Source organism: Dyella flagellata (assembly GCF_030160275.1).
Lineage (GTDB): Bacteria > Pseudomonadota > Gammaproteobacteria > Xanthomonadales > Rhodanobacteraceae > Dyella_B > Dyella_B flagellata.
In genome coordinates this window covers 122,223-135,660 of record NZ_BSOA01000044.1, presented here as the reverse complement: position 1 = coordinate 135,660, position 13,438 = coordinate 122,223, and the positions used below count along the sequence as shown (strand labels likewise).

Genomic DNA, 13,438 nt, shown 5'->3' with positions numbered 1-13,438 from the left:
TGCGTAGCAGGTGAATGAAAGCTTTGGTATGGGAGGCCGGTGACCTCCCGCTGACAGGAAAGGTCTAAGGGGCGCGCAAGCCGGCGGCGGCGAAGCGGATCAAGTGCTCGGCGGTCTGCTCGCGGTGGCTGGTCTCGCTGACGTCGCTCTTGCGCTGGATGATGCCGAAGCCGGACATGGCATGGGTCAGGGCGCCGGTCACCAGGTCGATGCGCCAGTACAGCTCTTCCTTGCTCAAGCCAGGCAGCAAGCGAGCGAACTCGACAGTGAATTGCCGCATCACGTGGCCGTAGTTCTCCGACAGGAACTTGCGCAGGCTGTCGTCGTGCTCGGCAAAGGCGCGGGCCAGCACGCGCATGAAAAGGCCGCCGCCACCGTCGTGGGACAGGTCCAGGGCAGGACGGATGAAAGCCGACAGCACATCCTCCAGGGTCGTCTCCTGCAGGCCGGCGATGTGCTTGAGGGCGCCCAGGCGGCGGGCATTGAGCTGGTCCAGGCGGCGCTTGAACACCTGCTCGACCAGGTGGTCCTTGGAGCCGAAGTGGTAGTTCACGGCCGCCAGGTTCACGCCCGCGGCGGCGGTGAGCTGGCGCAGCGAGGCGCCTTCGAAGCCGCGTTGGGCAAACAGGGCTTCGGCCGCGGTCAGGATGCGTTCCTTCGTAGAAGCGGAGCTGTTCACGGGCACACGCCTGTCGAATGGTTCAAACGATCGTTTGAGGATACGCGCGAGCGCCCGGAGCAGTCAAACAGTCGTTTGCATGGCGCTCAAAAACGGGTTGCTTATGGGCTAGAATCTGTCAAACTTTCGTGAGCTAAATCCGCATTCCCATGCGGTTTTAGTTCTATCTTTCCTTCTGACGTCCTTTCGTCAGGCCGCCCTTCAATCCGTCCGCATAACCCGGAGCAGACCGCATGGCGCTGGAGCGCACCCTTTCCATCATCAAACCCGACGCCGTAGCCAAGAATGTGATCGGTGAAATCTACGCACGCTTCGAAAAGGCTGGCCTGAAAGTCGTTGCCGCCAAGATGAAGCATCTTTCGCGCAAAGAAGCGGAAGGTTTCTACGCAGTGCATCGCGAGCGCCCCTTCTTCAACGCCCTGGTGGAATTCATGATTTCCGGCCCGGTGATGATCCAGGCGCTCGAAGGCGAAAACGCCATTTTGAAGAATCGCGAACTGATGGGCGCGACCAATCCGAAGGACGCCGCCCCGGGCACCATCCGCGCCGATTTCGCCGACTCGATCGACGCGAACGCTGTGCACGGTTCGGACGCTGCTGAAACGGCGGCGGTTGAAATCGCGTACTTCTTCGCATCAACCGAAGTGTTGGCGCGCTAACTTAGAGACCGAAGTGAACCCGGTGGAAAAAGTCAATCTGCTCGATTTCGATCGCCACGGACTGCGCGAGTTTTTCGCGCAGCTCGGCGAGAAACCTTATCGCGCCGAGCAGGTGATGAAATGGATTTACCATCGCCTGGAAGACAACTTCGAAAACATGACCGACGTGGGCAAGGCGCTGCGCGCCAAGCTCGAGGCCACGTGCTACGTCGGTCCGCCCAAGACGCTGTTTGACAAGGGTGCCGCCGACGGCACGCACAAATGGCTGTTGGGCATGGACGGCGGCAATGCCGTGGAAGCGGTCTACATTCCCGAGCCCACCCGCGGCACCTTGTGCGTGTCCTCGCAGGTGGGTTGCGGCTTGAACTGCCAGTTCTGTTCCACCGCGACGCAGGGCTTCAACCGCAACCTCACCACCTCCGAGATCATCGGCCAGATGTGGGTGGCCGCGAAATACCTGGGCAACGTCACGCACCAGAACCGCCGTATCACCAACGTGGTGATGATGGGCATGGGCGAACCGCTGTTGAATTTCGACAACGTCGTGAAGGCGATGAGCCTGATGCGCGACGACCTGGGCTTTGGCCTGGCCTCCAAGCGCGTCACCCTGTCGACCGCCGGGCTGGTGCCGATGATCGACAAGCTTTCCGAAAGCATCGACGTGTCGCTGGCGGTATCGCTGCACGCGGCCAATGACGAGCTGCGTACCGAACTGGTGCCGCTCAACAAGCGTTTTCCGATCGCCGAACTGATGGCCGCCTGCCAGCGCTGGATCGAGCGCAAGCCGCGCACCTCCATCACGTTCGAATACACGCTGATGAAAGGCGTCAACGATCAACCCGAGCATGCTCGCCAGCTGATCAAGCTGATGCGCAAGCTGCCGACCTGCAAGGTCAATCTGATTCCGTTCAATCCGTTCCCGGGTACGCGCTTCGAGCGCTCGGAGCCGGAAATCATCCGTGCTTTCCAGACCCAGCTGCTCAACGCAAACATTCTCACGATGCTGCGCCGTACGCGTGGCGACGACATCGACGCCGCCTGTGGCCAGCTGAAAGGGCAGGTGCTGGACCGCACGCGTCGCCAGGCCGAATTCCTCAAGCGTTTGGACGAGGGTACAGCGCATGCGGCATGATCGCGTTCTGCTCGGCATAGGCCTGGCCGTTCTGCTCGCCGGTTGTCACCGGGGGATCACAGTGCAGAACCCGCCGCCGGAGCCTCCGCTGCCGGAGCAGACCAAGGCGCAGAAGGCCGAGAGTGCGGCCAACGTCCATACCAGCCTGGCACAGCATTACATCGAGATCGGCAATCTCCAGGGCGCGCTGGAAAAAACCAAGATCGCCGTGCAGGAAGACCCCAGCTACGCACCTGCGCACACGGTGATGGCATACGTTTACGAACGCATCAACGATGTGCCGAACGCTGAGTTGCATTACCGCCGGGCGCAGGAGCTGGAGCCGGACAAGGGCGACACCAACAACAACCTGGGCCAGTTCCTGTGCCGCATCGGCAAGGGTCAGCAGGCCATGCCGTATTTCGCCAAGGCGCTGGCCGACCCGTTCTACAAGACGCCGGACATGGCCTTGGCCAACCAGGGCATCTGCCAGCTGCAAATGGGCGATCGCGTCGGCGCCGAGGCCAATCTGCGCAAGGCAATCAAGCTCAATCCGGACAACGCCAGCGCCCTGCTGCAACTCGCCCACGTGCTGTACCTCAATCAGGATTACTTCAACGCCAGCGCGTTCCTGCAGCGTCTGGACGCGATGGGGCAGTTCAACGCCGATTCGCTGAAGCTCGGCTACGACATCGAATCTCACTTGGGTAACAAGGATGCAGCCCAGAACTACAGCAAGCGGCTGCTTAGTCAGTTCCCGGATTCGGAACAGGCGCAGGCCCTCAATCAATCCTTACACCCATGACTTCCCAGCAGTCCCATCCGGCGTCGCATGAGGAGTCCTCCTCCGAAACGTCCGCCACGACCGCAGCGAACATGGAACACAGCGCTGCCGAATTTCGCTTCAACGAAGTGCCCGGTTTTGGTTCACGCCTGCGTGCGGTGCGCGAAGCACGCGGCCTTGATCTGGAAACCTGCGGTCACGCCCTGCATCTGCCGGTGCGCGTGCTGCGCCAGCTTGAGGGCAACGAGTTCAGCGGCATCGACTACCAGGTGTATCTGGGTGGTTACCTGCGCAAGTATGGGCGCTATCTCGACATCGACGAGAACGAGATCGAGCGGGTCGTCAGCCAGTTCAAGCCGGCCCAGCCCAAGCTGGTGTCCACCGGCGGCATTCCGCATTCCCGCTACCTGCTGGATCAATATGCGAAGGCGGCCACCTATGTGGTGCTGACGCTGGTGATCGCCGTGCCCACGGTATGGCTGGGCATGCGCGGCACGCTTACCCACGACATGGGCCGCCTGGCGCCGCTGGATGCCGCGCCGGTAGCGCAGCAGGATGCGCCACCGCCGGCTACACCGGCGACCTCCGCCAGCGTGGCGAAAGTGGCCGCTGGCAGCATCGCGATCGCCCAGGCACCCTCCGCAGCTCTCGCCGTAACCGCTTCAACGCCCAGTCCGGCCGCTGCGCAGCAGCCGTTGCTGGCCTCGATGGTGCCGTTGCCGAATCTCGATAGCGATTCGGCGACTGTCACGGCTCCCGCCGTGGGTAACGCGCCTGCAGCTGCCATTGGCAGTGGTGCGCACAGCCTGACGCTAAGCCTACCCAACGCGAGTTGGGTGGAGGTGCTCGACAAGGACGGTACTAAGCTGGAGTACGGGCTGCTGCCGGCAGGTACCAGCAAGACCTATCACAGCGACCAGCCGCTGGATGTGCGTATCGGCAATGCAAACGGGGCGCAGGTGAGCGTAGACGGCCAGCCGATGCCGCTGGATGCCTACCGTCACGCCAACATCGCGCATTTTCGCGTCGATGTGCAGAACGGCAAGGCCGTGCCTGCCGGCGCCTGAGGCGCCGGTTCGGTAGCCTGCACCGGTAGCCTGCACCCCCCTTCAATCGGTTATGCTTGCGCATTAGCCCATCCGCTTGGGTGGGCAGTGCCGCTGCCGCCGGATAGCGGCGGCTTTCTAACGCCTCCTTCAACGCCTTCCGGCGTTATTCGCGATACGGTGATTGCATGGCATTCAATGATGCTTACGACGACTATGAACAGAGCGAACGCGTACAGAAATGGCTGCGGCAGAACGGCCTGTCGATCGCTGTGGGTGTCGTCATCGGCTTGATTGCCATTTTCGGCTATCAGCAATGGCGCAATCATCGGCTTGGGCACCAGATGCAGGCGTCCGGCCTTTACCAGCAGCTGCAAGGCGTGCTCGATACGGGCAATACCAATGCCAGCGACATGATCATCCAGCAGTTGATGAAGGATTACTCCGACACGCCTTACGCCCTGTTCGCCGTGAGCGACCGCGCGCGTCACCAGGTGGAAGGCAAGCAGCTGGACAAGGCACTCGATTCGCTCGCCTGGGCCGAACAGCATGCCCCCAGCCCGGAGCTGAAGGCCTTGGTCGAACTGCGCATCGCGCATGTGCAGCTGGCCAAGGGCAATGCCCAGGAAAGCCTGAATGCGCTCGATCGCATGCCGGCCAACAGCTACGCCATTGAAAGCCAGGAACTACGCGGCGATGCGCTGGTCAAGCTGGGACGCCGCGACGATGCCCGCAAGGCTTATCAGGCCGCGGTGAGCGCGATGGGGTCGAACGTATCGCATGACAATGAAGTGCAAATGAAAATCGACGATCTGGCCACGGCCGGGAAGCAGGGTGCATGAAACGTTTTTGGCTGATCGTAGTGACCGGCTCGCTGGTGGCGCTTGCTGGTTGTCATTCCTTCAAGAAAGAAAACATCCAGCCGCCGACGCCGCTGGCCAAGGATTTCAAACCCACCGTGCAGGTCGCGCGGGTGTGGAAAGACCGTGTCGGTCATGGTGCGGGCGTTAGCGGCGTGCGCATGCAGCCCACCGTGGTGGGTGGCGTGCTTTATGCGGCCAGTACCGATGGTGTGGTCGCCGCGTATGACGCCAATAGCGGCAAGACCCTGTGGAAAAACAAGAGCCGCACCCACGGCTGGTTCGGCTGGGGCGACAAGAAGCGCAAGGATGCATTCTATTCCGGTGGTCCGGCGGTCGATGGGGATCTGCTGGTCGTCGGTACGCTCGACGGCCATGTCTATGGCCTGAGCACCAAGGACGGCAGCCAGCGCTGGGTGGCCGCGCTGCCTTCGGAAGTGATCGATGAGCCTGTCGTTAGCGGTGGGCTGGTTGTTGTGCGCACGCAGGATGGCCGTGTGTACGGCCTGGATGGCAACACCGGCGATCGCCGCTGGGTCAACGACCAGGGCAACGTGCCGCTGCTCAGCCTGCGTGGCAATGGTCCGCTGCTGGTCACCAATGGCGTGGTGTTCTTCGGCAGCGATGACGGCAAGCTCATCGCGCTTCGCCAGGACAATGGCGACAAACTGTGGGAACAGAAGCTGGCGACGGGTGAAGGGCGTACCGACATCGACCGCATGAACGATGCCGACGGTGGTGTCGTGGTGGATGGCAGCACGCTTTACTCCGCCGCCTATCACGGCAGCCTCACTGCCGTGGACGGCCCCAGTGGCCGTCCGTTGTGGGCACGCCAGTTCTCCACCTACACCTCGATGGCGCTAAGCGGCAATAGCCTGTTCGGCGTCAACACCGACTCGCAAGTGTGGGCGTTCGACAAGACCAGCGGCGCCGACATGTGGAAGAACGACGACCTGAAGTATCGCTGGCTGAGTTCACCGGGGGTGCAGGGCAATTACGTCGTGGTCGGTGATATCCAAGGCTACGTGCACTGGCTGCAGACCGGCGACGGCGCGCTGGCCGCGCGCGAGCGCCTTTCCAAGAAAGCCATTCGCGCGCAGCCGGTGGTGGTGGGTGACCTGGTGTACATCGAAGATGTCGAGGGTCACATCGCCGCTTACCGTCTCGGTGCGAAGTAATCACTGGATCGATGTTTCGTGCTGCCCGTCATCGCCCTGGTCGGTCGTCCCAACGTCGGTAAGTCGACCCTGTTCAATGCGCTGACGCGCAGCCGCGACGCCCTGGTGGCCGACATGCCGGGTGTCACCCGCGACCGCCATTACGGCGTTTGCCGGACCGGGCCGCGTCCCTTCGTAGTGGTCGACACCGGCGGCCTGTCCGGAGTTGAAGAAGGCATCGACGCGCTCACCGCCCAGCAAGTGCGCCTTGCCATCGGCGAGGCGCAAGTACTGGTGTTCGTGGTCGATGCGCGCGACGGCTTGCTGCCGCAGGATCGCAGCATCCTCGACGAGCTGCGTCGCAGCGGCAAGCCGGTGATCGCCGCGGTCAACAAGACCGATGGCCTGGATGTGCAAGACGCGCTGGCGGAATTTGCCGTGTTCGGCATCGCCCAGACGCTGCCTTTGTCGGCCGCGCACAACCGCGGCACGGAAGAACTAGTCGCCGCCGTGCTGCCGCTGCTGCCGGAAGATGCGCATGAAGAACTCGCGCCGGAAGACGAGGGCAGTATTCGCGTTGCGATCGTCGGCCGTCCCAATGCCGGCAAGTCGACCTTGATCAATCGCCTGCTGGGCGAAAACCGGCTGATCGTTTCCGACGTCGCCGGCACCACGCGCGATCCGATCCGCGTACCGCTGGAGCGCGACGGCAAGCGTTACACGCTGATCGATACGGCTGGCGTCAGGCGCAAGTCGAAAGTCGACGAGGGCGTGGAGAAATTCAGTGTCATCAAGACGCTGCAGTCGATGGCCGCCGCCCAGGTGGTGGTGGTGATGGTCGACGCCCGCGAGAATCTCGCCGACCAGGATCTGACCTTGATCGGTCATGCGATCGACGAGGGCAGGGCGCTGGTGATCGCCGTCAACAAGTGGGACGACATGGAAGCCTACGCGCGTGAGCAATGCATGCGCGCGCTGGAGCGCCGGCTTGGCTTCGTCGAATGGGCCAAGCAGGTGTTCATTTCGGCGCTGCACGGCTCGGGCTTGCGCGAGCTGATGCGTGCGGTCGTGCGCGCGCATACCTCCGCCACCCGCGAACTCACTTCTTCCGACCTTACCCGCACGCTCGAACGTGCCTACGAAAGCTACCAGCCGCCGCTGGTGCGTGGGCATGCGCCGAAGCTGCGCTTTGCGCACCCCGGCGGCAGCAACCCGCCCACCATCGTGATCCACGGCAGCCGCACCAAGCATATTGCGCCCGCGTATCGCCGTTACCTGGAAAACTTCTTCCGGCAGCGCTACAAGCTGGAAGGCACGCCGATCCGCATCGACTTCCGCGACGGTGACAATCCCTTCGCGGGCAGGCGCAACGTGCTGACCGAATCGCAGCAGCGCAAGCGGCAGCGCATGATCCGCGAGATGAAGAAGCGCAAATGAGTAGGCTGGGATGAAATCCCAGCATCGCTATCCGCACGAAAGCTGGGATTCCATCCCAGCCTACGCAGCCACATGGAGTGGGGCGGGGTGCCGGCGCGCGAGCTAAACTACGCGCATGAACCCCCTCGATCGCGAATCCTGGCTCACCGACCTACGCCAACGCGTGCCCGAACTGGCTCCAGCTGAAGCCCTACGCAAACAGGCCCAAGGCGCGTTGCTGATCGACGTGCGCGAAGACAGCGAGCGCACTACCGGTTCCCCCGTTGGCGCATTACCCCTGTCGCGCGGCTTCCTCGAACTGCGTATCGAAAGCCAGGAACCCAGCCGCGAGCGGGAAATCCTCACGCTGTGCGGCAGCGGCATGCGCTCCCTGTTCGCCGCCGAAGCCTTGCAGCGGATGGGCTATCGCAACGTGGCCTCCGTAGCCGGTGGCTTCGAGCGCTGGAAAAGCGAAGGCCTGCCGGTCAGCGCCGCGCAGCTCGACACCGATTCGGCTGAACGCTACTCACGCCAGCTGCGGTTGCCCCAGGTAGGCGAGGCCGGGCAAGCCCGGCTTGGCCAGGCCAGCGTCGCCTTGCTGGGAGCCGGCGGTCTCGGCGCGCCCGCGGCGCTTTATCTCGCCGCCGCGGGAGTAGGGCGGCTTACGCTGATCGACGACGATCGCGTCGAGCGCTCCAACCTGCATCGACAGGTCATTCATGCCGATGCGCGCGTCGGCATGCCCAAGACCGAATCGGCGCGCATGACCCTGAATGCGCTCAATCCGCGCATAAGCGTCGAGCTGCGTAACGAGCGCCTACGTGCGGACAACGTGGAACAACTGCTGAGCGGGCATGACCTGGTCGTCGACGGTGCCGACAACTTTCCCGCGCGTTATCTGCTCGCCGCTGCTACGCGACGCTTGAACATGCCGATGGTGTACGGCGCGGTGGAGCGCTTCACCGGCCAGGTCGGCGTGTTCGACCCACGCCGCAGCGACTCGCCTTGCTACCGCTGCCTGTTCCCCGAGCCGCCTGATGCCGCCGATGCACCCAATTGCGCCGAGGCCGGCGTGCTCGGTGTGCTGCCAGGCATCGTTGGCCTATTGCAGGCGACGGAGGCCTTGAAGTTGATTCTTGGCATCGGCGAACCGCTGGTCGGCCGGCTGCTCTCCTTCGATGCGCTGGGCATGCGCTTTCGCGAAACGCGTTTGCCGCGTGACCCGGCTTGCCCGGGTTGCGGGCCGCAAGCGGAGTTTCACGGCTATGCGGATATCGAACGGTTCTGCGCAGCGAGATCTTAATTCCTCGGCCGTCATTCCCGCGCAAGCGGGAATCCATTCTTCTTTTGGCATTAGATCAAAATGGGTTCCCGCTTGCGCGGGAATGACGGTCGTGTGGTTGAGGGGGTATTGGGCGATAATGCCGCCTTCGCCAGCCAGGACCCCTCATGAGCGCACGCATACTCGATGGCAAACGAATTGCGCAGGAACTGCTGGAGCGCATCGCCAAACGCGTCAGCGAACGCAAGGCGCAGGGCAAGCTGGAGCCTGGCCTGGCGGTGGTGCTGGTCGGGAGCGATGCCGCTTCCTCGGTCTATGTGCGCAACAAGCGCAAGGCTTGCCACCAAGTGGGTTTCCGTTCCTTCGACTACGACCTGCCGGCCAGCGCCACCCAAGACGAGCTGTTTACCCTGATCGACAAGCTCAATGCCGATCCGGACGTGCACGGGATCCTGGTGCAGTCGCCGCTGCCGGACCACATCGACGAAGACGCCCTGGTCGATCGCATCGATCCGGACAAGGATGTGGATGGTTTCCAGGCCGTCAACGTAGGCCGCCTTGCGCTGCGCCGTTTCGGCTTGCGCCCCTGCACGCCGCGAGGCGTGATGACCCTCCTTGGCCACACCGACCGCCCGGTGCGTGGCCAGCACGCGGTGGTCGTTGGCGTTTCCAACCATGTTGGGCGTCCACTTGCACTGGAGTTGCTGATCGCCGGCTGCACCACCACCTGTTGTCACCGCTTCACGCGTGAGCTGGAGACCTACGTGCGCCAGGCCGATATCCTGGTGGTGGCGGTCGGCAAGCCGGGCCTGGTGAAAGGTGAATGGGTCAAGCCGGGCGCGGTGGTCGTGGACGTCGGCATCAATCGCCTGGATGACGGGCGCCTGGTCGGCGACGTGGAATTCGGGCCGGCCGCGCAGCGCGCCAGCTGGATCACGCCGGTGCCGGGAGGCGTGGGGCCGATGACTGTGGCCACCTTGATGGAAAACACGCTGGAAGCCGCCGAAGCGCGCGATCCGTAGGCTGGGATGACAATCCCAGCATTCATGCCCGCAAAGAAAGCTGGGATTGGCATCCCAGCCTACGCTTATTCGCTGGACAGAAGCCAAAGCAAAACTCGCGCCGAACGCGACTCCCGCGTATAATCCTCTCTTTGCAGCGGGACTTTTCCATGCGCATCCTCGCCGAGGCCCTTACTTACGACGACGTCTACCTCGTCCCGGCCCATTCCCAAGTCTTGCCGCGCGACGTGGACACCTCCACGCGACTGACGCGCAACCTTCGCCTGAATATCCCGATTGTGTCTGCCGCCATGGACACGGTCACTGAAGCCCGGCTCGCCATCACCATGGCCCAGAACGGCGGCATCGGCATCATCCACAAGAACATGAGCGCCGAGCAGCAGGCCGCCGAAGTGCGCATGGTGAAAAAATTCGAAGCCGGCGTCATTCGCAGCCCGATCACCGTTACCCCGCACACCTCGATTCGCGAAGTCCTCAAGCTCACCAGCGCGCACAACATCTCCGGCGTGCCGGTGGTGGAAGGGGAGCAACTGGTCGGCATCGTCACCAGCCGCGACCTGCGTTTCGAACGCAAGCACGACGACCCCGTGCGCAACATCATGACGCGCCAAGAAAAGCTGGTTACAGTGCGCGAGGGCGCCAGCCAGGACGAAGTGCTGCAGCTGCTGCACAAGCACCGCATCGAAAAAGTGCTGGTGGTGAACGACGCTTACCAGCTGCGCGGCCTGATTACCGTCAAGGACATCCAGAAAGCCCGTGACAATCCCAACGCCGCCAAGGACGCACACGAGCGCCTGCTCGTTGGCGCGGCAGTCGGTGTAGGCGGTGATACCGAGCAGCGTGTCGAAGCGCTGGTGCAAGCCGGGGTGGACGTGATCGTGGTGGATACCGCGCACGGCCATTCGCAGGGCGTGATCGAGCGCGCGGCGTGGGTGAAGAAACATTTCCCGCAGGTGCAGCTGATCGCCGGCAACATCGTCACTGGCGAAGCGGCGCTGGCGTTGCGCGATGCCGGCGTTGATGCGGTGAAAGTAGGTGTTGGCCCTGGCTCGATCTGCACCACGCGCGTCGTCGCTGGCGTAGGTGTGCCGCAGATCACTGCGATCGACATGGTGGCCACTGCCCTGAAGGACAGCATCCCGCTGATCGCCGACGGCGGCATCCGCTACTCGGGCGATATTCCCAAGGCGCTCGCTGCCGGCGCATCCACCGTGATGCTCGGCTCCATGTTCGCCGGCACCGAGGAATCGCCAGGCGAAGTGGAACTGTTCCAGGGCCGCTCCTACAAGAGCTATCGCGGCATGGGTTCGCTGGGCGCGATGGCCCTGGGCTCCAAGGATCGCTACTTCCAGGAAGAAGCGGACGCCGACAAGCTGGTGCCGGAAGGCATCGAAGGCCGCGTGCCGTATCGCGGTCCGCTGCGCAACATCATTCACCAGCTGATCGGTGGCTTGCGCGCTTCGATGGGCTATCTCGGCGCCGCCACGATCGATGACGTGCGCAACAAGGCGCAGTTCGTGAAAGTCACCTCGGCCGGCGTGACCGAAGCGCATCCGCACGATATCCAGATTACGAAGGAAGCGCCGAACTACCGGTTGAATTCGTGATTGCCCAGAGCGCTTCATCGCTCGTCATTCCGGCTTGCGCCGGGATGACGGCGAGGCGTTCGCTACCTTCTTCCCAACATCTTTGATCTCGCTGCCATGACCAACATCCACAGCGACAAAATCCTCATCCTCGATTTCGGCGCGCAGTACACGCAGCTCATCGCTCGGCGCATCCGCGAAATCGGCGTCTATTGCGAAATCTGGGCCTGGGACCATAACCCCGCCGAGATCGCCGCGTTCGGCGCCAAGGGCATCATCCTTTCCGGCGGACCGGAATCCACCACCGTGCATGGCGCGCCCAAGGCGCCGCAGGAAGTGTTCGATTCGGGCCTGCCGATCCTCGGCATCTGCTACGGCATGCAAACGCTGGCCGCGCAACTGGGCGGCGCCACCGAGGCAGCCGACGCGCGCGAATTCGGACATGCACGTGTAGAAGTGGTTTCGCCGGACCAACTTCTCACCGGTCTCAGCGATCACGATTCCTTCCATGCGCTGGACGTGTGGATGAGCCACGGCGACCACGTCGCCAAGGCGCCGCCCGGCTTCACCGTCACCGCTGTTACCGATCGCATTCCGGTCGCCGCGATGTCCAACGAAGCCAAGCGCTGGTACGGCGTGCAGTTCCATCCGGAAGTGACGCACACCAAGCAGGGCACGGCACTGCTCAAGCGTTTCGTTACCGAGATATGCGCTTGCCAGATGTTGTGGACCGCCGCGCAGATCATCGATGACCAGATCGCGCGCGTGCGTGAACAAGTCGGCCAGGATCACGTGCTGCTGGGTTTGTCGGGCGGCGTGGATTCCTCGGTAGTGGCCGCGCTACTGCATCGCGCGATCGGTGACCAGCTCACCTGCGTGTTCGTCGACACCGGCCTGCTGCGCTGGCAGGAAGGCGACCAGGTCATGGCCACCATGGCCGAGCACATGGGCGTGAAGGTGATTCGCGTCAACGCCGCCGAGCGCTACTTCAAGGCACTGGAAGGCGAGGCCGATCCGGAAGCCAAGCGCAAGATCATCGGCCGCCTGTTCGTGGAGATCTTCGACGAGGAATCGGCCAAGGTCACCTCCGCCGGCCATGGCCAGGTGAAGTGGCTGGCACAGGGCACCATCTATCCCGACGTGATCGAGTCGGCCGGTAGCAAGACCGGCAAGGCGCATGTGATCAAGAGCCACCACAACGTCGGCGGCTTGCCCGAGCACATGAAGCTCAAGCTGGTCGAACCGCTGCGCGAGCTGTTCAAGGACGAAGTGCGCCGCATCGGCGTGGAACTTGGCCTGCCGCGCGAAATGGTCTATCGCCACCCATTCCCGGGTCCGGGCCTGGGCGTGCGCATCCTAGGCGAGGTCAAGCCCGAATATGCCGAACTGCTGGCCCGCGCCGACGCGATCTTCATCGAGGAACTGCGCAAGGCCGACCTCTACGACCAGGTCAGCCAGGCCTTCGCGGTATTCCTGCCGGTGAAATCGGTGGGTGTAGTAGGCGACGCCCGCGCTTACGAGTGGGTGATCGCGCTGCGCGCAGTCGAAACCATCGACTTCATGACCGCCCACTGGGCGCACCTGCCGTACGATTTCCTTGGCAAGGTCTCCAACCGCATCATCAATGAAATTCGCGGTGTTTCCCGCGTGGTTTATGACATCAGCGGCAAGCCACCTGCCACGATCGAGTGGGAGTGAGTCGAACAGCAAAGGCGCCGCGAGGCGCCTTTGTTGCGTTTGGGAAACTTGGTGCCTGAGCCGGTGTCTTGCCCCCTGCTCGAGGTAGGCTGTACCAGAGAGCAATCGGGGCTGGACCAATCGGAAAAGCAATCGGGG

General features: G+C 63.1%; 12 protein-coding genes. 11 read left to right on the top strand and 1 reads right to left on the bottom strand.

Annotated elements, in window-relative coordinates; genetic code table 11:
* Positions 1-64 precede the first annotated feature (64 nt).
* Entirely contained in the window at positions 65-679 is a 615-nt protein-coding gene (locus QQJ96_RS17905) for a TetR/AcrR family transcriptional regulator (protein ID WP_284333389.1), read from the bottom strand.
* 233 nt (positions 680-912) lie between these two features.
* Here QQJ96_RS17905 and ndk point away from each other — a divergent pair, with 233 nt between their 5' ends.
* The 11 genes from ndk to guaA all read left to right on the top strand — a co-directional run bounded on the left by ndk (position 913) and on the right by guaA (position 13,300).
* The gene (ndk, locus tag QQJ96_RS17900) at positions 913-1,338 is read left to right on the top strand and encodes a nucleoside-diphosphate kinase (RefSeq protein WP_284333388.1); all 426 of its coding nucleotides are present in this window, start codon (positions 913-915) and stop codon (positions 1,336-1,338) included.
* Between the two features lie 13 nt (positions 1,339-1,351).
* Complete coding sequence (rlmN, locus tag QQJ96_RS17895; protein ID WP_284333387.1) at positions 1,352-2,470, top strand: dual-specificity RNA methyltransferase RlmN; 1,119 nt, start codon at positions 1,352-1,354, stop codon at positions 2,468-2,470.
* Positions 2,460-3,254 carry a type IV pilus biogenesis/stability protein PilW gene (pilW, locus tag QQJ96_RS17890; RefSeq protein ID WP_284333386.1) on the top strand — a complete coding sequence of 265 codons (795 nt, stop codon included), beginning with the start codon at positions 2,460-2,462 and terminating at the stop codon, positions 3,252-3,254. The genes rlmN and pilW overlap by 11 nt, the downstream gene beginning before the upstream one ends.
* A 71-nt stretch (positions 3,255-3,325) precedes the next feature.
* Positions 3,326-4,300 (top strand): helix-turn-helix domain-containing protein, encoded by a 975-nt coding sequence (locus tag QQJ96_RS17885; RefSeq protein ID WP_284333385.1) that lies wholly within the window; start codon positions 3,326-3,328, stop codon positions 4,298-4,300.
* 167 nt (positions 4,301-4,467) lie between these two features.
* A complete protein-coding gene (locus tag QQJ96_RS17880) occupies positions 4,468-5,121 on the top strand; it encodes a YfgM family protein (protein ID WP_284333384.1) in 654 nt (217 codons plus the stop codon).
* Complete coding sequence (gene bamB, locus QQJ96_RS17875) at positions 5,118-6,317, top strand: outer membrane protein assembly factor BamB (RefSeq protein WP_284333383.1); 1,200 nt, start codon at positions 5,118-5,120, stop codon at positions 6,315-6,317. Before QQJ96_RS17880 ends, bamB begins: the two co-directional genes overlap by 4 nt.
* An 18-nt stretch (positions 6,318-6,335) precedes the next feature.
* On the top strand, positions 6,336-7,733 hold the full coding sequence (gene der / locus QQJ96_RS17870) for a ribosome biogenesis GTPase Der (RefSeq protein WP_284333382.1): 1,398 nt from the start codon (positions 6,336-6,338) through the stop codon (positions 7,731-7,733).
* 115 nt (positions 7,734-7,848) lie between these two features.
* Positions 7,849-9,015, top strand: a complete 1,167-nt coding sequence (gene moeB / locus QQJ96_RS17865) for a molybdopterin-synthase adenylyltransferase MoeB (protein WP_284333381.1) — start codon at positions 7,849-7,851, stop codon at positions 9,013-9,015.
* A 146-nt stretch (positions 9,016-9,161) separates the two neighbouring features.
* Positions 9,162-10,016, top strand: coding sequence for a bifunctional methylenetetrahydrofolate dehydrogenase/methenyltetrahydrofolate cyclohydrolase FolD (gene folD / locus QQJ96_RS17860; RefSeq protein ID WP_284333380.1), 855 nt, complete (start codon positions 9,162-9,164; stop codon positions 10,014-10,016).
* Between the two features lie 149 nt (positions 10,017-10,165).
* Positions 10,166-11,623 (top strand): IMP dehydrogenase, encoded by a 1,458-nt coding sequence (guaB, locus tag QQJ96_RS17855; protein ID WP_284333379.1) that lies wholly within the window; start codon positions 10,166-10,168, stop codon positions 11,621-11,623.
* A gap of 96 nt (positions 11,624-11,719) precedes the next feature.
* Positions 11,720-13,300: a glutamine-hydrolyzing GMP synthase gene (gene guaA, locus QQJ96_RS17850; protein ID WP_284333378.1), complete on the top strand. Its 1,581-nt coding sequence runs from the start codon at positions 11,720-11,722 to the stop codon at positions 13,298-13,300.
* Positions 13,301-13,438: the final 138 nt, after the last annotated feature.